The sequence below is a fragment of the Bacillus sp. LH1 genome, from assembly GCF_057924895.1.
In genome coordinates this window covers 2,842,908-2,866,712 of the sequence record NZ_CM175007.1, presented here as the reverse complement: position 1 = coordinate 2,866,712, position 23,805 = coordinate 2,842,908, and the positions used below count along the sequence as shown (strand labels likewise).

The window sequence follows — 23,805 nt, the reverse complement described above, 5'->3', positions numbered from 1 at the left end:
AAATTAATTACCATACAAATAGCCCAACGAGCATAGCACTTAATAAAGAAACAGCCATCCCGCTAACAAGAAGCTTCCAAACATTTTTACCGATGACTGATGATTTTTCTCCGCCAAATAATGAATTGTAAGTTCCGTAAATCATACCTACTGTACTAAAGTTAGCAAAAGAAGCTAGAAATGTCGTTGCAACCGCAACCGTATGCGGTTGTAGCGACTTTAAGTTTGATTTTAAATCCATCATTGCAACAAATTCATTCGTCGTTATTTTGATCCCCATTAATTCAGCTACATACATAGCATCACTGCCTGATAAACCGAGTAAAAATGCAAAAGGACTAAAGATAATGGAGAAGATTTTTTGAATTGTTAACCCCGTTACAAAAAATCCTAAAATCCCATTTAAACATGCTGTTAAAGCTACATAACCAATTACCATAGCTAAAATAACGATAACCATATTCATCCCAACTAACATACTGTTTGAAATAGTAGAAAAGAAATCCTTTTTTTCATGTTTTGAAGGTGTGTAAACAATGTCTTCTTCTTTCGAAACTTCCACAGGATTTAATACATTGGCTAAAATTAATGCGTTAATACAGTTTAATGGGATTGCGCTGAAAATATATGTTGCTGGAACCATTGATAAATAAGCACCAAGAATGGATCCGCTAACGCTACTCATACTCATAATTCCAAAAGTTAATAATCGATTTTCTTTTAAAACAGATAATTGATCACGAACAACCGCAAGTGCTTCGGTGTTTCCTAAAAACATCATTTGAATCGAAAAGAAACTTTCTAACTTTGGTAAACGAGAAATCTTTGAAATAACTGCACCTACTTTATCAATAATCCAAGTTAAGATTCCGAAATAAGAAAGAATATCGAAAAAAGTAATAACAAAAATGATAGGAAGTAACGCACTAAAGAAGAAATCAATGTGCTGACTTTCCATAGCTGAAGGAAATGCAAATCGAATACCTTCATTCGCACATGCTAGTAGCCAACTGAAAAATGACGCAATTTTATTAATGATAATACTGCCGAGCTTTGTGCCTAACATAAACCACGTAATAAAAAGCTCCAATAGGATGAGAATTACAATTGGTCTCCATTTTATATGTTTTTTATTAGGCGAACATAAGAAAATGATTAATATGACAACGAAAATCCCTAACATATTCAATATGAAATGCATGTCAACAACTCCTTGAGAGTTATTATTTGTATATAAAAAAGCATCTATTCTTCCAAATTTGGATTATGATTAGAAGTTATGAAGCATGTAAGTTATGTTAGGAATCAATGTATTTTAATTTGCTTTATTTTGAGCAATCGCAGTAATTATCGAACAATTAGCTGTTTTCAATTGTTTTGTTGGATATTAAACGTATGCGATTTTAAACATCGTTTATTCCGGATTAACGGACAGTAAGATTTTTACCTCAAAATTCAAGGAAAACAAAGAAGTGAGGTGGGGACGGGCTGCCCGCAAAATCCCGATTGGTAAGAGCTGATTAAAATTTCACTTTATAAATAAGAACGGTGAGTTGGCCATGAACCTTGAAGTTTCCGAAGCTGTATAATTTGTCCTGTATGATAAGCATCATGCAAAAGGATATTCATATATTGTTGCCAAACTGGTAGAGAAGGACTTAGTTGATCTAGTTCTGCTTCTTGAAGGGCGGTTAATGAAGATTGTAAGGCATCATGTACTTGAAGCGTTCGCTTTACGGTTTGCTGCCAAGCGGCATCATCATTAGGTCCACCTTGGATAAACGTCTCATCATTATTTTGTGGAGCAACAAATGTGTCGTCTTCATGTAAACGGGAAAGTAGGCGTTCTTTAAAGATTAATAAATGGTTCACATTTTCCCAAATCGTATTACTGGCAGCACCTTCTGGTTGCCAACATGCTTGTTCAACCGTAAGATTCTTTAACGCTTCTGATATTGGTGGGTACCATTCTTCTTCGTAAAAAACTTGTTGGACTCCATTTTGCAACATTTCTTTTCTTCCCATTCGTATAGCCTCCTGTTCATTTTTCTTAATAAAACCAATTCTCTTTTCTCTTCAATAAACCTTTTCTATAGTTGCACAAGAGGGTGAAAGACAACTTATAACAGAGCCATTAAAAAACTTCTTTTTAATATGATACTTAATAATCAAGGCTTTAATTGAGTCAGAATGAAAAAGAGTATAACCTTTTCTCTATTTGCTCATGGATTAGAGTTTTTTTGAAGTCGCAAAATAATTCTAAAAATATAGAAGGTTAAATTCGATAAAAATAGAATTTGATATATAGCAAACAAGGAGGGGATAAAAATGGAGGTCTATCACATAACGAGTAGAAAGAGGGAAACGTATAACGTTCAAGTGAAATATTCGATACTTTTCGAATGTGCGCTTGGCATTGCAGCAATTACTCATAAGAGGTTAATTGATACACTTGAAAAGAGTCAAAATGAATGGGAAGAAATTAAGAAATCATTAACAGAAGAAATGAGAGAGCACTTACAATTTGTCGAAGAAAATAATACGTGGAAAGCATTGCTTCAGTTGTTGTATGAAGAAGACATACAGGGTGTATCGCAGTTTCATGCTAAAATCGATTCACTTTCAGAAGAAGATTTGAAGTATACATGTTTACCGTTTTTAGGGGAGAAATATGAGAAAAAAAGACGTTTAGCCGCAAGTAGAGATGGAACTGCAATACATGAACTAAAGGAATTAACACATGATCATCAGTTTTTCTCTACGTACATTCGCTTTATATGTGATGTAGATGTACAAGTGCTGAAATCTCATTTAATCGCTGTAATGACAGGGTGGTATGAGAGTGTAATTAAGAGTGAGGAAGAAGAAATACTTTCTATATTAAAACGAGATTATGAAGCAAAAAATGAAATGAATAAAAAGATGAAGCCGGAAGAGTTTGTCGAGTGGGCGACTGGCGGAGTGAACTATATGCCAGAGCCAAGTGTTCATCACGTACTTCTTATTCCGCAAATGACGTACAGACCGTGGAATATTGAAGCAGATATTGATGATACGAAAGTATTTCATTATCCAGTTGCGAATGAAAGTATTCATCCTGAAGATCCGTATGAACCGAATTATTTTTTAGTTCAAAAACATAAGGCTCTTGGGGATGAAGCGAGATTGCGAATTGTAAAAATGTTGTTTGAAAAAGAACGTACATTACAGGAAATAACGGAAAGATTGCAACTCGGTAAATCGACTGTACACCATCATTTGAAATTGTTACGTGCAGCGAAGTTAGTTGATATACATGACGGAAAATATGTATTAAGAAAGAAAGCAGTACAGTCTTTAGCGAAAGAATTAGATATGTTTTTGAATAGATAATTAACAACGAGAATGTACATAAAGGGAGGAATATAAAAGAAAAGTTGGTGTGTGAAATTGAAAAATATATTGAAAAATCGTTCGTTCTTTTTTATGTGGATTGGTAGTGCAATCTCTGAATTAGGAGGGGCTTTCGGAACGTTATGTAATTCAATTCTAGTATATGAGTTAACAGGATCAGAAATGGCTTTAAGTAGTATGTGGTTATTATATTTCATCCCATCACTCATATTGCAATTAATAAGTGGCCCATTTATTGATAAATGGAGCCGGAAGTGGATTATGATATTTTCACAATGGATACGAGCGTCCGTATTTTTATTACCTTTGGTGATGCTAGTTTCGGGTAGTATAGAAGTTTGGCACATTTATGTTGTTCAAATTGTAGTGGGACTTATTACACCACTTTATACACCTGCAAGTCAAGCAATTACACCGAGCATTGTAGGGAAAGAACAACTTCAAGATGCAAATGCGTACATTGATGGAATGACTCGCCTTATGATGTTTCTTGCGCCAGTATTAGGCGGAGTAGTCATTCATTTGATTGGAACAGAACTTACATTATCTTTCGTATGCATATGTTTATTTGTTAGTGGCACTTTCTTATTTTATATAAAAGAAAATAGAACGTCGCAACCTATTCGGAAAACGTGGCTAGAACAGTTTTTTCACGGTTTTACATATTTTTTCACAAAACCAATCATCGTTTGGCTCGGTATATTTCTTACTTTCGTGCAGTTTGGAGTAGGGGTAACGATGGTCACAAATCTTCCTTATATAAAAGACGAGCTGTCAGCGGGATATGCAGAGTACGGTTATTTCATGGCAGGTTTTCCACTTGGCTACGTAATTGGCTCAGTATTAGTCGGAAAAGTAACATATAAAAGCCGGCGTATACTGATGCTTGGAGGATTGTTTATAGGGGGACTCACATACATTTCATTAGGATTCAATCATAGTATTATCATTGCAATAATAATTGAAGTAATAGCAGGGATTTGTATTGCATTTTTCAATGTTCATAACACGACAATATGCCAACAAACCGTCCCAAATAATATGATAGGACAAGTATTTTCAGTGCGTTTATTTTTTATACGATCCGCTATGCCATTAGGTGTGTTAGTAGGGGGGATATTGAGTGAAATGTGGGGAGTAAGAGCGCTATATGTAATCATCGGTGCAATTATATGTGTTACATCTTTAATAGGGATGTTACTTCCATATTTCAAATTTTTAGATGAGGCGATAGAAAAGAAATCAGCATAATTCAAAAAATTAAAACTTTACAATTGAAAATAATTATCATAATCAATTATAATAGAAGAATACTAGTATTCGTATAACAAAGAGGGAGTGGGATATATGTTTATCGAAACGAAAACATTTACAGTAAAAGAAGGTACATCAAATATAGTTGTAGAACGTTTCACTGGAGAAGGTATTATTGAAAAATTTGAAGGCTTCATCGATTTAAGTGTTCTCGTGAAAAAAGTAAGACGCGGCGACGAAGAAGTTGTCGTAATGATTCGCTGGGAATCTGAAGAAGCATGGAAAAACTGGGAAACAAGTGAAGAACACTTAGCTGGACATAGAGCGGGCCGTGGTAAACCAAAGCCAGATCATATTATTAATGTGGATCATGCAGTTTATTATGTGAAATCATCGAAATCGGCTTATCAACAGTCGTAATATATAAGTAGAGGATACATGTTGTAGAAGCAATCATGTATCCTCTTTTTTATGACTGGGGGGATGGGAATGATAGGAAATCTTTCATTCATTTAAAAAAACGTTCTAGGCTATGGAGAAAAGTATTAGACTTATAAAGCATAGTCTTAGACGGAACGCTTGAATATCTTGCCTTACATATTTAAGGGTTATGAAAATGAGTCTATATCCCTTCTTTTTAAAAGGAGATGAGTACATGAAGCTGAATCATTTAAATTTATGTGTTGATGACTTATCAGAAGCGAGACATTTCTTTGAAACATTTTTTGATTTTCAATTTTTAGAGCAAAAGGGAAAGGCATTATTAGTAATGAGTGATGAAAGTGGATTTATACTTGTGCTGAGCGATCCAAAAGCATTTAAGGGAAATAAGGAAGTGATGTATCCTGAAGCTTTTCATATTGGTTTTTTAGTGGATACTTCAAATGAAGTTGATCAAGCGTATAATCGTTTAGTAGCTGGTGGCATTGAAATAGACAAGGAACCGTATACGATGAGAGGTAGTAGTTATGGTTTTTATTTTACAGTATTTAATGGCTTATTAATTGAAGTGTCTTGTCTTGATTATAGAGAAGGTAAGAAAGTTTCAAAGCTTAATAGCGATCAACAAGAGTAATCATTTGAAGGTGTATAAAATTTAAGTATGTATCATATTAGAAGACGGATTATGAAAGTTTCACTGTAAAGTAAAAAAGACAGACTAATAAATAGTCTGTCTTTTCACATTAATTCTTCACATCATCATAAAGTTCAAGTGCCTCTTTCACATTCAATCCATTTTTCACAATGCCATGTATTGCTTGGATCATCGCAGCTGGGTGCTCGGATTGCCATATGTTTCGGCCCATGTCTACTCCAATTGCTCCTTCTTGCAATGCATTGTACGTAATGTTTAATGCGTCTTCAATTGAATCTAGTTTTGGGCCGCCCGCGATGACGACTGGGGCAGGGCATGTGCTCGTTATTTTTTCGAATCCTTCGCAGTAATACGTTTTAATAATATCAGCACCCATTTCAACACATACGCGGGAAGCAAGTGCTAGAAAGCGAGCTTCACGTTTTTGTAATTCCTTTGCGACTGCGGTAATGCCGAGTACTGGTAGGCCGTAATCATGAGCTTCAGAAACTACATTTGCGAGATTTGTAACAGTTTGTGTTTCATAGTCTGATCCGACAAAAACAGAAACGCCAACGCCAATTGCGTTTTGCTTCACTGCTTCCTTCACAGGTGTAACAATTGTTTCATTCGCTAAATCTTTACCGACGACAGTAGCGCCACCAGATACACGCATAACCATCGGTGTGTTGCAGTTTTCAGGAATGCAGGAGCTAAGTACACCGCGTGTTAAAAAGAGGGAGTCTGTATAAGGAAGTAAGTTTTTAACTGTTTCAAGTGGTTGTTCTAATCCGTGAATTGGTCCTAAGAAATAACCGTGATCTATTGCTAACATAACCGCTCTACCATCAGGTAAAATTGTATTTAATCGATTTTTAAATCCCCAAGTCATTCAAAATCACTCCTTCGTTAATGTTGGATTTTCCGTTTGTACCGTATCTTTATTTGGTAAATGTGGTGACTTTATAAAAACAGCTTTAAAAGGTTTGTCAGAATGGTTAATCAGATAGTGAGATTCATGAGGGCGAACTTGCAGGACATCACCTTGTTTAATCGGAACTCTTTCGTTATTTACATAGAAGTCTATTTCACCTTCTAATGCATAAAAGACCTCTTCGCACGTCGTATGATAATGGTTTTGAAACTCCTGGCCCGGTTGAATGACAACAAGGCCAAGATCAATATTTGGCCCTTGTATTAAATATTTCGGCCCGTTATCACCGAAGCGATAGGAGAAGTCATTTTCATTCGCTTTTAACATACAGTTCACTCCTTTATGTAATGTGTTACAGTGCACCAGGCGCAATCCACATATGTGAGGTGAGCCCTTTATCAGCTAAAGCGAGCTGACTGTCATATACAGTTTTCCATGTTTCATAGAACTCTTTATATAGTTCGTGATTTTCAGTAACTGGTTCGAATGTTTGCTCCCACTGTACAAACTCTTCGGCAGTTTCTTCCATAGATGAATATATGCCAGCACCAACTCCAGCAGCAATCGCAGTTCCTAAAGCAGCTGCTTCTTTCACAACAGGTACTTTTACAGGAATACCGAGTACGTCTGATAGAATTTGTGGCCATAGTTTTCCTTTAGCGGCACCGCCAGCAAAAATAACTTCAGAAGGGAATGTGCCAGTTAGATTTTTTATTAATTTTAAGTTTCCAAGTGTAATGAAGGCTGCATTTTCTTCAATAGCACGAAACAGTTCTTTTTTTCCGCATTTGTCAGCGTCTAAACTTAAATTTAAGAATGAAGGTGCGGCATGACGCCAAGAAATGTAGTTCATAACGTTTGAAAAAGTAGGGATAATGCCATGTGAACCGACAGGTACGTCTTTCGCTTGTTCTTCTAGTAATTCATAAGCATCTACACCAAGTTTATCAGCAAGTTTCTTTTCTTCTTGGCAAAAAGCGTCTCGAAACCAGCGCATAACGAGACCTGGGAAAAAGGCGATTGTTTCATATTGCCATAGGTTCGGAACGACGTGACAATTTACTCGAATCGCAGCATGTGGATCTGTTATTGGCTCAGTAACATTCACTTCTTGTTGCCAAAAGCTACCCCCGCATATTAACGTTTGATTTGGTTTCACGATTCCTGTTCCGAGCGATGCCATTTGAGCATCTCCACCCCCGGCGACGACAGGAATCCCTTCACGTAATCCAGTTAATGCTGCACACTCTTTTGTAACGTTGCCAATTACTGTACCAGCTTCATTTACTGTTGGTGAAAATGGCAAAGATAGACCGCACTCCTTAGCGACATCGTTATCCCACACTCTATTTTGTAAGTCAAAAATACCTGACGTACATCCGTTTGAAGGATCGATTTGCAGCACTCCGCTTAATTTATATAAGATCCAATCGTTTAACATTGTAAAAGAGTGAATAGTATTATAGACGTCGGGTTCATGTTTTTTTATCCAGAGTAGGCGTGGTAAAGCACCTAATGAAAAAGTTTGACCAGACTTTGTATATAAATCTTTTTCAAGATGTGACCGAATTTCTTTTAATTCACTAACTTCGACGGATGCGCGCCCATCAACATTTGCACACGCCCATATTTCTTGCCCATCTTGATCATATAAAACAAATCCTTCTCGCATACTTGTAGCGCTAATAGCAAGAATAGAAGAGGCAGGAGTGTTGCTTTTTTGAAGCACCTCTTTCGTACATTCTTGTACTAGCTTCCAATTTTCTACTACATCAAAGTTCATAGAGCCTGGATAACGAAGGTCAGATTTGTGAATCCATTCTTTTTGACTTACTGCAATTTGATTACCATGTAAATCAAAAAGAACTGCTCGAATGCTCCCTGTACCAGCATCGAAAGCTAATAAATGGGACATTAACAATCACCATCCTTTCGTAATAAGGAGAGGGCAGTTTCCTCATCGGTAATTAATGAATGAATAAACTTTCCTTTTAAGGCACCATAAATTGCATCTATCTTTTCAGTACCTCCAGCAACACCGACGACATGCTTCATATTGCGCAAAATAGAGAGGGGCGTGCCAATTAGACGATTGTGATGCGAGAGTTCTAATAAATCGCCATTTGTATTATAAAACTGTCCTAAAATATCGCCAGCACCGTTTTGACTACGAATATATGTCATCTCACGTAGTGTTAATTTTTCTTCTTTTACAATCGTAGCGTCTTGAGATAATCCCCCAATACCGACAACAGCCGTATGAGCAAGTGAAGCGACTTGAAGCATATCTTTTACACTCGGTTCTGATAGAATACTTTGTGCCATTTCGGTTGTAGACGCTAGAAACGGCGTAGGGATAATGTGAAGTTCGCCTTGCATGTAGTGTAAATAGTTTTGTTTTCTCGGGAGATAGTGATTTACCCCGCCTGTGAGCGTTACGATTGAAAGGTTGATAGAACTTTCAAAATGAATGTTTTCTAGCATTTTGCTAATTGTTTCTCCCCAGCCAATACCGAGTAAATCGCCTTGCTGGAGATGAGTTTCTAAATATTGTGCAGCAGCTTTTCCGAGAGAAGCATGATAATTGTTTACTGGGGTAGGGATAATAAAAGCATCTTTTAAGTGGAATTTTTTCATTAGGTCACGCTCAATACTTAAACAGTGCAAACCAGTCCCTTTTACGTGAAATGTAACGATACCTTCACTCCGCGCTTTATCTAATAACCGGACGACTTTATTTCTTGAAATATGAAGAAGTGACGCGATCTCCTGTTGTGTTAATTGGTCTTTATAATAGTACCAAGCTACTTTAGTTAATAAATTTTCTTCAAAGTTCAGCTGAGTCATACTCTTCATCCCTTTCAACAATTGACCACAGCTTAAACATATGTACCATATATTTTGTTTATTCCAGTTGAAACGATTAATAGTACGTAGAAAAAAGTGTTCTAGATATAAAAAAAGGAATATACAATGCTACAAAACAAGTAGAACAAATAATCATTTTCTCAAAAAATGTTCTGGATAAAGGCAGGTGACATCATGTGGAGAACGTACCTTTATTACAAGTAAAGAAAATGAGTAAGGCGTTTTTAAATCAACTTGTATTAAAAGAAGTGAACTTACAAGTAGAGCGCGGAGATATATACGCTTTAGTGGGGGGAAATGGCGCCGGGAAATCAACATTAATGAAAATATTAACGGGGTTATATTCGTATGATGATGGAGAGATGTATGTAAAAGGAAGGAAGCAACAGTTTTCAAATCCATCAGAAGCACACCGAAAAGGTATTTATTTAATACCGCAAGAACCACTCATTTTTCCGCATATGACTATTGAAGAAAATATATGTATCGGGTTAAAAGAAAAGAAAAAGAAACTAAAAGTACAGATTCAGCAATTGATTAGCAGCTTAGGATGGGATATTGACCTTAATAAACTAGGAGGAACATTATCGATTGCGCAACAACAGTTAGTAGAAATCGTTAGAGGATTAATAAGAGAAGCTGAGATTCTTATTCTAGATGAGCCAACATCGACATTAACAACACACGAAATTAAGAGTCTTTTTGTGTTGATGAAAAGTTTACAAGAAAAAGGAATTGGGATGATTTATATTACGCATCGTTTTCCAGAAATCTTTGAAATTGCCAACAAAGTAGCAATACTACGTGATGGAATGGTTGTAAGCCAAGGTGATGTATGTGACTATACATATGACATGCTGATGGAGGGACTATTGCCAAAAGGATATAAACAGAAAGAGAAAATAGAAGTAGTTCAAGAGACAGTAAAGACGAAAAAAATATTAGAAGTGGTTGATATAAATGGTCACGCATTCGAAAATATATCATTCACTGTACATGCGGGTGAGGTTGTAGGTGTTGCTGGCATTATAGGATCTGGCAGAACGGAATTAGCAGAAGCAATATTTGGATTGAAAACTATAAAATCAGGGTCTATCTTATTGGGTGGAAAATCAATTGATACGTGTTCTTTGCATAAAAGGCTAGACGAAGGACTAGTTTATGTGCCAGAGGATAGGGCGAGGAATGGAATTTTCTCAATTGCTTCTGTTAAAGAAAATATTGCAGCAGCAAGTTTATATCAAAATAATCGCTTTTTTATAAATCAAGAAAAAGAAAGCGCTTTAGTTAATTCGTTTATAGAACAGTTCCGAATTGTTGTACAGAATATGAATAAAGAACTGGCATCTTTATCAGGAGGTAATCAGCAGAAGGTCGTGCTTGCGAAGTATCTTGCATGTAATCCTAAAATTATTATTCTTGATGAGCCGACTCGCGGAATTGATGCGAAAGCAAGGCTTGAAGTGTATGAGACGATAAAAAAAATGAAAAGGGAAGGACTCGCAATTTTATTAATCTCTTCAGATGTTGAAGAAATTGTCCAATTAGTAAACCGTGTATATGTAATGAGAAATGGGCGATTTGTTTCTCATATGGAAAAAGAACAACTGAGTGTGAATGAAGTTACACGCCTTGCATACGGAGGTGTAGCGGAATGAAACATATGTTAAAAATGCATGAAACGTCTATCATACTGTTACTACTAATGTATATAGCTATTGTAGGAATGATAAACCCTAGTTTTATTCAATTTAACTCGTTATCTTTACTGATGAAATCAAGCGTTATTTTAGTCGTGCTAGCAATCGGTCAATCGTTCGTCTTATTTACGAAAAATATAGATGTATCAGTTGGTTCAAGCATGGGGTTAAGTGCAGCAGTTTGCGGAATGATGTTAACGAATGGGTATAGTGCATTCTTGTCGATATTTGTAGCTATTATACTTGGGGCCATTATTGGTTTCGTAAATGGTATTGGAGTTGCGAAGTTTCGGGTACCAGCCATTATTATGACATTAGGCATGTTAGGAATTATTAGAGGTACAATGTTAATTTTCACAGGCGGGAAGTGGATTGAAGATATTCCAAACGATTTTAAGCAGCTGTCATCTATCATCATTCTTGGTTTACCTATAACTGTATGGTTCGTTCTTATTATTTTACTACTACTATACTTCTTTTTAAGAAAAGTGCCATTGGGAAGATACTTTTATGCGGTAGGTGATAATGAAGATGGCGCGAGGCTTATTGGTATACCTGTAAATAAAGTGAAGATATATGCGTTTATGATTTCAGGCATAAGCGCTGCGCTCGCTGGTTGCATATTTGTTATGAATATCGGTTTCGTGCCAAATCAAACAGGTACAGGATTAGAATTACAAGTAATCGCAGCCGCTGTACTAGGAGGAATTCATTTAAAAGGAGGAACAGGATCTTTATTTGGAGCTGCATTAGGAGCGTTATTTTTAGAAACAATAAGTAGCTCACTCGTCTTTTTAAAAATACCAGCATTTTGGAATAATGCTATTTCAGGTTTTTTATTATTACTTATCATCATATTAGATAGTGTTATGAAAAAGTGGAAGGCAGAAAGGAGGATGAATCTATGAAGTATGTATATAGATGGGAAGGGGTTCTAATTGTATTACTTCTTGTAGAATTCATCCTTTTTAGTTTAATGAATAGTGATTTCTTAAATATTAGTAATCTCCTTTTTAGTACAAATGATTTCCTATTTATCGCAATTGCGGCGATACCAATGACTTTTGTTATAGTAACAGGAGGAATTGATGTATCGATCGGCTCAATAATGGGGCTCACTTCAATCTTAATCGGTGTACTTTGGATGAACGGAATACCTATTTTGTTTGCTGTTATAATCGCCCTAATAATTAGTTGTTTAGCAGGCGCTTTAAACGGACTCATTATAAAAATGACGGATGTAGAACCACTCGTCGTTACACTCGGAACGATGTTTTTATACGGGGGAATTGCCCTCGTCATTTCAGGAGGGGCAGGTGCTTCTGGGTACGAAGGAATAAGCGGTTTACCTGACACATTTGTACAACTGGCAAACGGTAGTTTTATAGGAATACCGAATTTATTATGGCTACTGATCGTATTAACAGTTTTATGTACTGTATTATTTCACCGAACTATATACGGGCGCCATGTAAAATTAACAGGTGCGAACGAAAATACAGCAAAATACACCGGGATTAAAACGAAAAAAGTAGTCATTATCGCTTACATACTTTCCGGGTTAGGAGGTGGATTAGGAGGTGCTTTCTTAACCGCATATTTTGGTTCCGCACGTGCTGATATGGGAAGTGAAACAATTTTACCAATCATTACAGCAGTCGTATTAGGCGGGACACTTATTACGGGGGGAAAAGGAAGTATTATTGGTACTGTACTGGCGAGTATTTTCATTGGGCTCATGCAGTATGGCTTGCAAATGACGGGTTTAACAAATGAACAATCCAATGTAGTAATAGGTATTATCCTTATTCTTTCAATTATTATGAGACATTTCAAATTACATCAATTCTTAGCGGAGAAAAGAAAGAATTTGCATAAGGGGGAAATGTCATGAAGAGAAAACTGGGGATTGTATTGATTGTATGTATTTGTTTAATCGGTTTAATTGCGTGTTCTAGCCAAACGGCAGATAAGAAAAAGGTTGATGATGTGAAATTTGCATTTATTCCGAAATTAACAGGAGTTGGTTTCTTCACATCGGGTGGTGAAGGGGCAAAAGAGATGGGAGATAAGTTAGGCGTGCAAGTGAAGTATGATGGACCGTCTGAAGCGAGTGTTTCAGGGCAAGTTAAATATATAAACAATTTCATTAATCAAAACTATGATGCGATTATGGTTTCATCTACGTCAGTGGATGGGTTATCGCAATCACTGCAACGTGCTAAGAAAAAAGGGATGACGGTGTTAACATGGGATTCTGATGTGAATCCGAAAGACCGTTCCTTTTATATCAGCCAAGGAACACCAGACCAACTTGCTAATTTATTAATAGAAATGACTTCAAAGCAAATTGGAGATAAAGGAAAAGTAGCCTTCTTTTATTCTAGCCCGACAGTAACGGATCAAAACCAATGGGTAACGAAAGCGAAAGAAATTATTAAAAAGAAATATCCGAACTGGGAAATTGTAACGACGCAGTACGGTGAAAATAATGCGCAAAAGTCTTTGTCAGTAGGAGAGAATATTTTAAAAACGTATCCTGATATTAATGCAGTCATTTGTCCAGATGCAACGGCACTTCCGGCAATGGCACAAGCAGCTGAAAATTTAAAAATGGATAAAAAGGTTGTCGTAACTGGCTTCTCTACACCAAACGTTATGCGTGATTACGTAAAACGAGGAACAGTAGCACAATTTGGTTTATGGGATGTAAAACAACAAGGTGCTCTCGCAACGTATGTAGCAAATGAAATTGTTGTAAAAGGGAAGAAGTTAAAAGTAGGGGATAGCTTCGAAGTAAAAGGAATTGGAAAAGTGAAGGTAGAGCCAAACTCCATTCAAGGATATGATTATGAGGCAGAAGGGAATGGAATTATCGTATTACCAGAACGAGTTGTATTTACGAAAGATAATATTGATAAGTATAATTTTTAGTAGACAAAAAAACGTCCGAATATATCGGACGTTTTTTTATTTCTTCATTAATTATGAACAGTTTCTTTTTCGTTTAATCCAAGTGTACGACCAGTAGAAGTGTGAAGATCTTGGAACAATCTTGGATTTTCAGTTAGTGAAATGCCATATGAAGGAATCATTTCTTTTATTTTTTCTTCCCATTCTACCATGCGGCTTGGGAAACATTTTTCTAATACTTCAAGCATGACGTGAACAGCAGTAGAAGCACCTGGTGATGCGCCTAGTAATGCGGCGATTGAGCCGTCAGCTGCACTTACTACTTCTGTACCAAATTGAAGTGTCCCTTTACCACCAGCATCAGTATCTTTAATTACTTGTACACGTTGCCCAGCAACTACAATATCCCAATCTTCACTTTTCGCGTTCGGAATGAATTCGCGTAATTCTTCCATACGTTTTTCATGTGATAACATAACTTGCTGAATTAAGTATTTTGTAAGTCCCATTTCTTTTACACCAGCGGCTAACATCGTTAAGACGTTATTCGGTTTTACAGAACCGATTAAGTCAAGATTTGAACCTGTTTTTAAGAATTTAGGTGAGAAGCCTGCGAATGGTCCAAACAGTAAAGCTTTTTTATTGTCTATATATCTCGTATCTAGATGAGGTACAGACATTGGCGGAGCACCAACCTTAGCTTTACCGTACACTTTCGCATGATGTTGCTCTACAACTTTTTGGTTTTTACATACCATAAATAGTCCACTTACCGGGAATCCACCAATATGTTTTGATTCAGGGATACCAGTTTTTTGAAGTAGAGGTAGGCTACCGCCACCGCCGCCAATAAAGACGAATTTAGCAGTATGATGCTCAATTTTACCACTATTCATATCGTGTACTTTTACTTCCCACAAACCATTTTTCGTGCGCTTAATATTTTCGACACTATGCTTGTAGTTTAGCTCGACATTTTTTGTTTTTAAGTAATCAAACAACATACGTGTTAATGCACCGAAGTTAACATCTGTTCCAGAGTCAATCTTCGTTGCCGCCATCGGTTCATTAGATGTGCGGCCTTCCATAATGAGTGGAAGCCATTTTTTTAATGTTTCAGGAGCATCAGAAAATTCCATTCCTTGAAACAGTGGATTTTTTGAAAGCGCTTCAAAACGGTTTTTTAGAAACTCAACATTTTTTTCCCCTTGTACTAAACTCATATGAGGTAGTGGCATAATAAAATCTTGTGGATTACGAATTAATTTGCTCTTTACAAGATATGCCCAAAATTGTCTTGAAAGCTGGAATTGCTCATTCACTTTTACAGCCTTACTAATATCTATAGATCCGTCAGCTTTTTCGGAAGTATAGTTCAGTTCGCATAGCGCAGAATGCCCTGTACCTGCATTATTCCATTCGTTAGAGCTTTCTTCCCCGGCACTTGCGAGTTTTTCAAAAACTTTAATTTCCCATTCTGGTGCTAATTCTTTTAGTAATGAGCCTAATGTTGCACTCATAATTCCTGCACCAATTAAGATAACGTCTGTTTTTTGCTGCATGTTGCTCATGATAATCTCTCCATCCCCTATATTGGCAAAAAAGTGTAGGTGTTTTCTATGTCTAAGCCGTAAAAGAGAAACACCGCCTAGGCCCCACCTAGGTGTATACCTTTTTTGTCTCAATTATATAACCATCTCATACTCTATTATAATAATTAATAGACTAAAATATCTAGTGTTATCTGATAATTTTAAACTATTTAACGTTTTATTCGCTAAAAATCTTATTTAACAAGCTCTTTTAAGGTGATAAATAGAAAAAAATTACAGTTTGAAATTATCTCGAAAAAGCTTACGTATCCTTAAGGGACTAAATCGAGTACCTTTTTATGGAATTATTCTTTCTGTAATGGTAAGATTATTCTGAAAAATAAAAAGGAGGGACTCTAGTGTGTACAAAAGAACAAATTTCAAACTTATTTCGAAACTTTTCAATAAAGGAATGTAAAGGGTCAAGTGATTTATATGAATATTTATCAATGAAAATTGCTGAAGATGAGGAAGTACTTACACTATCGTCCTATGCTCAGGTAGGTCAACCAGTCCCAAACTTACTATTAGGTGCAGTACATTATTTATTGCTAGCAGGGAAAGAACATCATTTAAAAACGTATTATAGTAGTTTAGTTGAAAATGCTGATACAAATTTAGATAAAGCTTTTAATCATTTTAAAGATTTCTGTAAAGAGTACCGAGAAGAAATCATTACTTTGTTACAAACGAAACTCGTTCAAACAAATGAAGTAAGACGGTGCGCATACTTATACCCAAGTTTCTGCTACATATTTAACAAAGTGAAGAAGCCGTTAGCGTTAATTGAAATTGGGACAAGTTCTGGGTTGCAACTGTTCTGGGACCAATATAGTTATTCGTACGGGACGGATGAAATGTACGGAAATATAAATTCAAATGTGCATGTAACTTCTGAAATAAGAGGGACGAATGTGCCGCATTTTCTAAAAGAAAGCCCATCTGTCGTAGAAAGAATTGGACTGGACTTACATGTGAATGATTTACATAATAAGGAAGATTATTTATGGTTACGTGCTTTAATTTGGCCAGAACATAAAGAAAGGCTTGAGATGTTTGATCAAGCTGCATCTTTAGTGAAAAATGAATCTGTCCAATTAATAGAAGGAGACGGTGTAGAGCTATTATCATCTATTATTGAACAAATAAGTGAAGAAGCTGTTATTTGTATTTTCCATACACATGTTGCAAATCAAATACCAGAACAAGTAAAACATAAGTTAGAAAAACAAATACAAGAAATTGGCGCAAAACGTGATGTATTCCACCTGTATAACAACATGTGGGATCGTGACCTTCATATTGATTATTATATTAACGGAAACGAATATCGTGAAACGGTTGGAGAAACAGAAGGGCACGGGAGATGGTTTAGCTGGAAGATTGGAAATGAGACGATTTGTTAATATTTGAGAAATTTTTATTTTCAAGAAATTAGATAATGAAATTCCAGAAAATGAAAGTAACTAGTTACTTTCATTTTTCTTTTGTGATAATATGTTAGTAATTACTTACTTACATATTGAATGGAGGAATATAGATGGGGAAATTAACAGCACGAGAAAAAGTTATGGAAGCTGCTACTTTATTATTCGGGGAAAAGGGGTATACAGCGACAACCATTCGTGAAGTGGCAGAAAAAGCAGGAGTAAGCGAATTAACGATATTCCGTAATTTTAAAAATAAGGAAAATCTTTTTAGGGAGAGTATTATTTTACGGACGACACCAGTTGCTTTGCTAGAGGAAATAGAAGAGCAATTTACTGGTGATTTACATAAGGACCTTACGAAAGTGGCGGAAACATATATTCAAACCAATTTACCAAAGCTAAATTATATTTGGGCTGCATTAATAGAATCAAGACAAAATAGTGAGATGAAAGCATTACTACATGAGTTGAATTCACATCTAGTGAATCACTTAGAAAAATATTTAAAGCAACTTGGTGAGAAGGGACACATTTCTACCTGTAATTACCGTTTGATAGCGAATATGTTTTATGGACAATTGTTTTTATACATTATGAATGTAAGTATATCGGAAGAAGAAATTCAATTAGAAGAGTATATAGAGACATGTGTAAGTTTATTTGTGAGTGGCATTTTAAATCAATAAAACGAATAAGGGTGGCAGAAATGAGGAATAAATTTGCATTAATAGCTTTAATTGCAGGATTTTTTATGGCGATTTTAGATTCAAATATTGTGAATATCACATTACCAGAAATGACAAAGACATTTCATACTTCAATTGATACAATTTCTTGGGTTGCTAATACTTATAATGTTGCCTTTGTATCGTGTTTATTAATTGCAGCACGTCTGGCGGATCAGTTTGGTCGCAAGAAGCTATATATTATTGGTTTATTGGGATTTTCTATTAGTTCGTTTATGTGTGGTATAGCCACTTCTTTTCATACATTAGTAGCTTTTAGGATAATACAAGGAATTTCCGCAGCAGTTATCGTACCAGTTGCTATGCCGCTAGGTCTTAATTTAGTACCGAGAGAGAAACAAGGTATGATAGGAGGCATCATGGGAGCTTTTGGGGGATTAGCAGCGGCAATTGGCCCTTCACTTGGAGGCATTTTAACTGACAAATTGAATTGGAGCTGGGTGTTTTTTATTAATGTTCCAGTTGGTATATTATCTTTCATCTTCGTGATTCTTTGTATTAAGGAATCCTATGATCATGCTGCAAGCTCTAAAATAGATTGGGCAGGTATGATTACTTCAGCATCTGCACTATGCTTACTTGTATATGCACTCATACAAGTAAATATAAACCATTTAAGCACAATAGGCTTAATATTTCTTTTTATGCTCTCACTCATAGGTTTTATATTATTTTTTATCATTGAAAAGAAAAGTGAAAATCCAATGTTGCCATTAAAGTTATTCACAAATAAAGAGTTTTCAATCTCGAATTTTTCTTTATTCTTTGTTGGAATGGGATTAATGAACTTTTTGTTTATACTTGCTTTTTATTTCGTTCAAGTAGAAGGTATGTCTGAATTACAGTCAGGTTTAATAATTAGCACACTAGCGATTGTTTCAATGCTTGTTACAGTAATCGTAACACCAATTGCAGCAAATCGGGGAAGCTCATTAGTAGGTAGTATAGGGCTATTAACATTTATCGTAGCATCATATTTATTTAGTCAAATAGATTCAAATTTTACTACATGGGATTATATTTGGCGATTAATAATCGTTGGGATTGGAACTGGGTGCACATTAGCACCGTATACAACAACAGCAGTTTTAAGTGTACCGATTGAAAAGTCAGGTGTTGCTGCAAGTATATGTAATATTTCTAGAACAGTTGGAAGTATTGTTGGGGTAGCAATACTGGTGATGTTTCTGAATCATCAGTTGTTAGTTGAAAAAGAGAAGATAAATAGGGAAGTAGTGACGGTGATTAAAAAAAGTGATTTGTCAAATTTAGAAAGGGAAAAAGTATTGCAAGCAATAAATAAAAAACAACAGATAGTATTAAAAACTGATGAGGAGAGCAAGACTTACAAACAACTAAAGGAGAAATATAAGCAAGGAATTATTCGTAGTTATAATGAAGTGTTTCTAATGGGTAGTATTATCTTTTTTATCGCTTTTGCTTTTAATATAGGAAGAGTAATTATAAGTAAAAAGAGAAGTAAAAGAGTAATATCTTATAATCCTTAATATTATTATGTAAACAAAAGAGTCTTTATACTAAACTGCTAAATAAACAATATAAAATGAATGTTTATTTAGCAGTTTGAAAAAATATTTAAACAGTTAAAAAAGCGGAATACTTTGCGGAAAGTTAAAGACATTTTTCGCAAAGTATTCCGCTTTTACTTCCATTAATCGGTCAAAGTTGCAACTGAAGTATGCATCTGGCCAATTTTTAATGGATAGGTCAGGAGTATTAACATAGACACCTTTTGTAAATGGAAGCATTGCTAAGCGGAAGTCTTCAACCCATCGAATACTTCCACCAGAACCTTCTGGCTGTTCCCAAGTAGCGAATATTGGCATGTTTGATAGTGCTTTTCGGTAAAAGTAAGCAGTTGCCTCATTTGGCACCTCAACAACAGCACCGCCTAATCTGTGGAAAAATACGGAGGTGGTGGAAAAGGGTAAGTTAAATCGTAATTTCTATTTGATTGCCTTCTGGATCGCCTATTACACTTTCATAATAGCCATCTCCAGTAAAACGTGGTCCATTTAATAAAGGATAACCAGCATCTTTTATCACCTTTGTCAGTTCATTCACACGTTCTTCACTACCGACAGAAAAAGCCATATGAGCATAGCCAGTTATGTTTAAATTAGGCTTATTTTCAATCCCTTTTTTACGCATAAGTTCAAGTCTTGCTCCAGATTCGAACGTAATAAAATAAGATTCAAATTGTTTCGTTTTATTATGATATAAAGAGTTTGCTTTACCATTAAAGTATTTCATATAAAAATCACGCATACATTCTAAGTCATTTACCCAAATTGCAATATGTTCAATTTTCATAGGTTTCACCAATCCTATCTGTATCAATTAGGCTTCCACTGTATTAAATTTGCATTTGCATTGCAACAATTTTGCTTCGCTATTAAAGCTAGTTGTTAATTTTTGATTATGTACGTACATACAATATGTAATTAAGTGAATGACCATCATAGTAATTACAGAAAAGGGTGAATGAAGCATATGAATCAATTTGAGCAAATGATGTACGTTGGTGTCATCATGTCTATTGTACTATCCGTAATGATTTTAGGGTCCTTATATTATAATCCTCGACTTTCGTTAACTGATTATCCGAAAGATATTCAAAAAGTAGTTTTTCCAAAATCGATTCATGAAAAAAAGCAAACCATTTATTTTAATATTGTATATAATACTATTCTTTTCGGTACTCCTTTCATTTCTACATATATACTACATAAGCATGAAAAGTTAATGTATATGGATGCCTATTTACACACTTTTGGTATTTTAATGATTTTCAATTTAGTAGATTTACTTATAATTGATTGGCTAATTTTTTGCTGGATTACTCCAAGGTTTGTTGTGATTCCTAGTACGGAAGGTATGAAAGGATATAAAGATTATAAGTTTCATTTAAGAGGGGCTATTGTCGCTACTCAAATTTTAGCAATCGTAAGTTTATTTTTGGCGGGAATTGCCACAACTATTTAGTGTGAAGAAGGGCATGGAGCTTTTATAAAAGATAAGGAGATTTATAATATATAGAATTAGAAATGAGAATTTGATAGTATTGGAGTAAGGAGTTTTAATAACAGTATATTAAACAATATTAATATACTGTTGCAAATGTTTTGATATTATGTAAAATTATACAATTTTACGGAGGCATTTGATAAAATTCAAAAAAATTTAATGGAGGCTAATATGAAAAAAGTAATTGGCGCAGCAACAGCAACTGTTTTTGGATTAGGAGCGTTTACCACAACTGCTACCGCAGAAACAATCGTAACAGCAGATGTACTTAACGTACGTGAAAAACCGACTACAGAATCAAAAGTGGTCGAAAAAGTAAAGAATGGGCAAGAGTTAAAAGTCATAAATACCGAAGATGGCTGGTCAAAAATTGAGTTGAATGGTAAAGAAGTGTTTGTAAGTTCGGAGTTTACAAAAGATGTATATCATGTAACGGCGAATTTGTTAAATGTACGTACTGAAGCAAACACAGATTCAGAAATTCTTGGCAGACTAAAAAAAGATGATGTAATTGAATCAACGCATCAAGTAAAAGACGGATGGCTGCAATTTGAGTATAAAGGAAAAACTGCTTATGCAAACGTTTCTTTCCTATCAAGTACAGCACCAACTGAAAAGAAAACTGAAGAGAAAACGAAGCAAGTAGCGAAAGTACAAAAATCAGTTAAAGAAAAGAAAGAAATAAAGACGCAGAAAGTAGCAAAAGCGAAAGAAACAACGAAAGCACAAGAAATAGTAAAGCCTAAAGAAGAGGCAAAAGTAGTAAAAGTTAAAGAAGAACTGAAAGCGCAAGAAATAGTAAAACCTAAAGAAGAGGCAAAAGTCAAAGAAGAAGTAAAAGTTAAAGAAGAAGAAAAAGCGCAAGAAATAGTAAAGCCTAAAGAAGAGGCAAAAATCAAAGAAGAAGTAAAAGTTAAAGAAGAAGAGAAAGTGCAAGAAATAGCAAAGGCTAAAGAAGAAGAAAAAGCGCAAGAAATAGCAAAAGCTAAAGAAGAAGAGAAAGCAAGAGAAATAGTAAAAGCTAAAGAAGAAGAGAAAGCAAGAGAAATAGCAAAAGCTAAAGAAGAAGAGAAAGCGCAAGAAATAGCAAAAGCTAAAGAAGAAGAGAAAGCAAGAGAAATAGCAAAAGCTAAAGAAGAAGAGAAAGCAAGAGAAATAGGAAAAGCTAAAGAAGAAGAGAAAGCAAGAGAAATAGCAAAAGTTAAAGAAGAAGAGAAAGCAAGAGAAATAGCAAAAGCTAAAGAAGAAGAGAAAGCGCAAGAAATAGCAAAGGCTAAAGAGGAAGAGAGAGTAAGAGAAATAGCAAAGGCTAAAGAAGAAGAAAAAGCGCAAGAAATAGCAAAGGCTAAAGAAGAAGAAAAAGTAAGAGAAATAGCAAAAGCTAAAGAAGAAGAGAAAGCGCAAGAAATAGCAAAGGCTAAAGAAGAAGAGAGAGCGAAAGAAGCATCTAAAAACAACATACAGTCTGCTAAACGTGAATTAACGGTAGTAGCGACAGCGTATACTGCTGATCCAAGTGAAAATGGTACATATGGTGGACGCGTTTTAACTGCGATGGGGCATGATTTAACGGCAAATCCGAATATGAGAATTATCGCAGTTGACCCGAAAGTAATCCCATTAGGATCTAAAGTATGGGTAGAAGGCTATGGAGAAGCGATCGCTGGTGATACTGGAAGTGCAATTAAAGGTAATCGTATTGATGTTTTAATGGGTTCAAAAAGTAAAGCTATGAATTGGGGAAGACAAACTGTTAAAGTGAAAATTTTATAATAACAATAATTATCCAAATAGAAGTCAGTTCTCTTTATTGAGGCTGGCTTTTATTTTGTTAGTAGAAGGATAATAGGATTTTTAAAGGGCTTATTACTAAATCTGTAATTAAGTTACCAGCTTCATTACCAAAAACAACGGTAAAGCTTATAAATATGAAAAATGAAGATATACCTACAGATGAAGATAGTTACTGGGAAGCTTTTGACTTGTTCGGTTCTGAATATGTATGTAGATTATTAGACGTACCATTATATGATGATCTTCCAAAGGATTTGGCGTGTCCAACTTGTGCGAAAGAGATGAAATATGTTGCTACAATTACTCAAGATATTGAGGAACGTGGACTTATTTCAGTAGTTGATTTCCAGTTTGGGGAAATGAATATATACTATTATTTATGTATAGATTGTTTAATTATAAAAACTGAAATACAAAATACATAACAAGCCTAACATATTATGTTAGGCTTGTTTTTCGATCGCAACATCATTAAGAATTGCATCAAATATATCTTTTTGCGTAAAGTTATCTGTAAAAATAGTTTCTGTGGCAACCTTAATAGTATCGTGCGGATTATACCATTTTTGTAGGGAATCCTCACCAAATTCATGTCGTTTGTCTCTTGTGTTATGTCGTCTAATAGTTTCCTCTAATGATAAATCAAAGTAATATGCAAATGCATTTTCATCAAAATAACGAATTAATTCTTTTAACATCTCACCATACCTATGACTGTTCAATATACCTTCTAAAATAACAAATTCACATTTTCCTTTTCCGTACTTCGTAATTTCAAATAGTAAATCATGTGATAAATTACCCATTGTGTCGTGTACTCTAAGCATATCTCTACGTACAACATCCTGTGATACTAAAAGTGTTCCTTGTCCGAAATGTTCTTGTAGTTGTTTTGCAATCGTTGTTTTACCACTTGAGGAGTTTCCTCTAAGAATGATTAAAGTGGATGTAAGTATAGGATTAGACATAATGTATTTCCCCCCAACAGCATTAATTATATAGAAAATTTTAACAAATAAAGTGAGGAAAGTGTATAATTAATATGATGGATATTTAAG

General features: G+C 35.1%; 23 protein-coding genes and 1 pseudogene. 14 read left to right on the top strand and 10 right to left on the bottom strand.

Going from position 1 to position 23,805, the window contains the following annotated elements; translation table 11 throughout:
• Window positions 1–7: 7 nt before the first annotated feature.
• Together ACX9TM_RS14895 and ACX9TM_RS14890 are read right to left on the bottom strand one after the other, a co-directional pair.
• Window positions 8–1,201 (bottom strand): NupC/NupG family nucleoside CNT transporter, encoded by a 1,194-nt coding sequence (locus ACX9TM_RS14895; protein ID WP_000545478.1) that lies wholly within the window; start codon window positions 1,199–1,201, stop codon window positions 8–10.
• A gap of 332 nt (window positions 1,202–1,533) precedes the next feature.
• Entirely contained in the window at window positions 1,534–2,025 is a 492-nt protein-coding gene (locus ACX9TM_RS14890) for a DinB family protein (protein ID WP_000532733.1), read from the bottom strand.
• Between the two features lie 303 nt (window positions 2,026–2,328).
• Between ACX9TM_RS14890 and ACX9TM_RS14885 the strand changes: the two genes are divergently transcribed.
• The 4 genes from ACX9TM_RS14885 to ACX9TM_RS14870 all read left to right on the top strand — a co-directional run bounded on the left by ACX9TM_RS14885 (window position 2,329) and on the right by ACX9TM_RS14870 (window position 5,722).
• Entirely contained in the window at window positions 2,329–3,372 is a 1,044-nt protein-coding gene (locus tag ACX9TM_RS14885) for an ArsR/SmtB family transcription factor (RefSeq protein WP_017673827.1), read from the top strand.
• Window positions 3,373–3,423: 51 nt separating this feature from the next.
• Window positions 3,424–4,644, top strand: coding sequence for an MFS transporter (locus tag ACX9TM_RS14880; protein ID WP_000769173.1), 1,221 nt, complete (start codon window positions 3,424–3,426; stop codon window positions 4,642–4,644).
• A 96-nt stretch (window positions 4,645–4,740) separates the two neighbouring features.
• Window positions 4,741–5,067, top strand: a complete 327-nt coding sequence (gene hmoA / locus ACX9TM_RS14875; protein WP_000469498.1) for a heme-degrading monooxygenase HmoA — start codon at window positions 4,741–4,743, stop codon at window positions 5,065–5,067.
• 235 nt (window positions 5,068–5,302) lie between these two features.
• Complete coding sequence (locus tag ACX9TM_RS14870) at window positions 5,303–5,722, top strand: VOC family protein (protein ID WP_065382449.1); 420 nt, start codon at window positions 5,303–5,305, stop codon at window positions 5,720–5,722.
• A 109-nt stretch (window positions 5,723–5,831) separates the two neighbouring features.
• On the opposite strand, the gene lsrF is transcribed toward ACX9TM_RS14870, so the two are convergent.
• Genes lsrF through ACX9TM_RS14850 form a run of 4 tightly spaced genes read right to left on the bottom strand, consistent with a single transcriptional unit; the run spans window position 5,832 to window position 9,503 of the window.
• Window positions 5,832–6,614 carry a 3-hydroxy-5-phosphonooxypentane-2,4-dione thiolase gene (gene lsrF, locus ACX9TM_RS14865; RefSeq protein ID WP_000219765.1) on the bottom strand — a complete coding sequence of 261 codons (783 nt, stop codon included), beginning with the start codon at window positions 6,612–6,614 and terminating at the stop codon, window positions 5,832–5,834.
• 6 nt (window positions 6,615–6,620) lie between these two features.
• Window positions 6,621–6,983: a cupin domain-containing protein gene (locus ACX9TM_RS14860; RefSeq protein ID WP_000909986.1), complete on the bottom strand. Its 363-nt coding sequence runs from the start codon at window positions 6,981–6,983 to the stop codon at window positions 6,621–6,623.
• A 25-nt stretch (window positions 6,984–7,008) separates the two neighbouring features.
• A complete protein-coding gene (gene lsrK, locus ACX9TM_RS14855) occupies window positions 7,009–8,571 on the bottom strand; it encodes an autoinducer-2 kinase (protein ID WP_000018817.1) in 1,563 nt (520 codons plus the stop codon).
• A complete protein-coding gene (locus ACX9TM_RS14850; protein WP_000192709.1) occupies window positions 8,571–9,503 on the bottom strand; it encodes a sugar-binding transcriptional regulator in 933 nt (310 codons plus the stop codon). The genes lsrK and ACX9TM_RS14850 overlap by 1 nt, the downstream gene beginning before the upstream one ends.
• A 197-nt stretch (window positions 9,504–9,700) precedes the next feature.
• Here ACX9TM_RS14850 and ACX9TM_RS14845 point away from each other — a divergent pair, with 197 nt between their 5' ends.
• From ACX9TM_RS14845 to lsrB, 4 genes are read left to right on the top strand one after another with little or no spacing between them, the layout of a single operon-like run.
• Complete coding sequence (locus ACX9TM_RS14845) at window positions 9,701–11,182, top strand: sugar ABC transporter ATP-binding protein (protein WP_000432617.1); 1,482 nt, start codon at window positions 9,701–9,703, stop codon at window positions 11,180–11,182.
• Entirely contained in the window at window positions 11,179–12,132 is a 954-nt protein-coding gene (locus ACX9TM_RS14840) for an ABC transporter permease subunit (RefSeq protein WP_000682148.1), read from the top strand. The genes ACX9TM_RS14845 and ACX9TM_RS14840 overlap by 4 nt, the downstream gene beginning before the upstream one ends.
• On the top strand, window positions 12,129–13,118 hold the full coding sequence (locus ACX9TM_RS14835) for an ABC transporter permease (protein ID WP_000878529.1): 990 nt from the start codon (window positions 12,129–12,131) through the stop codon (window positions 13,116–13,118). The genes ACX9TM_RS14840 and ACX9TM_RS14835 overlap by 4 nt, the downstream gene beginning before the upstream one ends.
• Complete coding sequence (gene lsrB / locus ACX9TM_RS14830; protein WP_000823660.1) at window positions 13,115–14,158, top strand: autoinducer 2 ABC transporter substrate-binding protein LsrB; 1,044 nt, start codon at window positions 13,115–13,117, stop codon at window positions 14,156–14,158. Before ACX9TM_RS14835 ends, lsrB begins: the two co-directional genes overlap by 4 nt.
• A 47-nt stretch (window positions 14,159–14,205) precedes the next feature.
• Here the strand turns inward: lsrB and ACX9TM_RS14825 are convergent, their stop codons facing one another.
• On the bottom strand, window positions 14,206–15,708 hold the full coding sequence (locus ACX9TM_RS14825) for a malate:quinone oxidoreductase (RefSeq protein ID WP_000069138.1): 1,503 nt from the start codon (window positions 15,706–15,708) through the stop codon (window positions 14,206–14,208).
• Window positions 15,709–16,088: 380 nt separating this feature from the next.
• On the opposite strand from ACX9TM_RS14825, the gene ACX9TM_RS14820 reads away from it, so the two are divergent.
• The 3 genes from ACX9TM_RS14820 (at window position 16,089) to ACX9TM_RS14810 (ending at window position 19,413) form a co-directional block, all read left to right on the top strand.
• On the top strand, window positions 16,089–17,135 hold the full coding sequence (locus tag ACX9TM_RS14820) for a DUF2332 domain-containing protein (protein ID WP_000337440.1): 1,047 nt from the start codon (window positions 16,089–16,091) through the stop codon (window positions 17,133–17,135).
• 134 nt (window positions 17,136–17,269) lie between these two features.
• Window positions 17,270–17,845 (top strand): TetR/AcrR family transcriptional regulator, encoded by a 576-nt coding sequence (locus ACX9TM_RS14815; RefSeq protein WP_000517411.1) that lies wholly within the window; start codon window positions 17,270–17,272, stop codon window positions 17,843–17,845.
• Window positions 17,846–17,865: 20 nt separating this feature from the next.
• Entirely contained in the window at window positions 17,866–19,413 is a 1,548-nt protein-coding gene (locus ACX9TM_RS14810) for an MFS transporter (protein ID WP_065382475.1), read from the top strand.
• Window positions 19,414–19,509: 96 nt separating this feature from the next.
• On the opposite strand, the gene ACX9TM_RS14805 is transcribed toward ACX9TM_RS14810, so the two are convergent.
• A complete protein-coding gene (locus ACX9TM_RS14805) occupies window positions 19,510–19,800 on the bottom strand; it encodes a BBE domain-containing protein (protein WP_002183659.1) in 291 nt (96 codons plus the stop codon).
• Between the two features lie 58 nt (window positions 19,801–19,858).
• Complete coding sequence (locus ACX9TM_RS14800) at window positions 19,859–20,239, bottom strand: VOC family protein (protein ID WP_000687534.1); 381 nt, start codon at window positions 20,237–20,239, stop codon at window positions 19,859–19,861.
• 180 nt (window positions 20,240–20,419) lie between these two features.
• Between ACX9TM_RS14800 and ACX9TM_RS14795 the strand changes: the two genes are divergently transcribed.
• The 3 genes and pseudogenes from ACX9TM_RS14795 to ACX9TM_RS14785 form a co-directional block, all read left to right on the top strand.
• Window positions 20,420–20,911: a hypothetical protein gene (locus tag ACX9TM_RS14795; RefSeq protein WP_001071241.1), complete on the top strand. Its 492-nt coding sequence runs from the start codon at window positions 20,420–20,422 to the stop codon at window positions 20,909–20,911.
• A 213-nt stretch (window positions 20,912–21,124) separates the two neighbouring features.
• Window positions 21,125–22,726, top strand: a complete 1,602-nt coding sequence (entB, locus tag ACX9TM_RS14790; protein ID WP_077393156.1) for a cell wall-binding protein EntB — start codon at window positions 21,125–21,127, stop codon at window positions 22,724–22,726.
• A 110-nt stretch (window positions 22,727–22,836) separates the two neighbouring features.
• Window positions 22,837–23,172, top strand: a pseudogene (locus ACX9TM_RS14785) (hypothetical protein); the annotation flags it as partial.
• An 18-nt stretch (window positions 23,173–23,190) separates the two neighbouring features.
• Here the strand turns inward: ACX9TM_RS14785 and ACX9TM_RS14780 are convergent.
• On the bottom strand, window positions 23,191–23,715 hold the full coding sequence (locus tag ACX9TM_RS14780; protein WP_000070150.1) for a kinase: 525 nt from the start codon (window positions 23,713–23,715) through the stop codon (window positions 23,191–23,193).
• Window positions 23,716–23,805 lie beyond the last annotated feature (90 nt).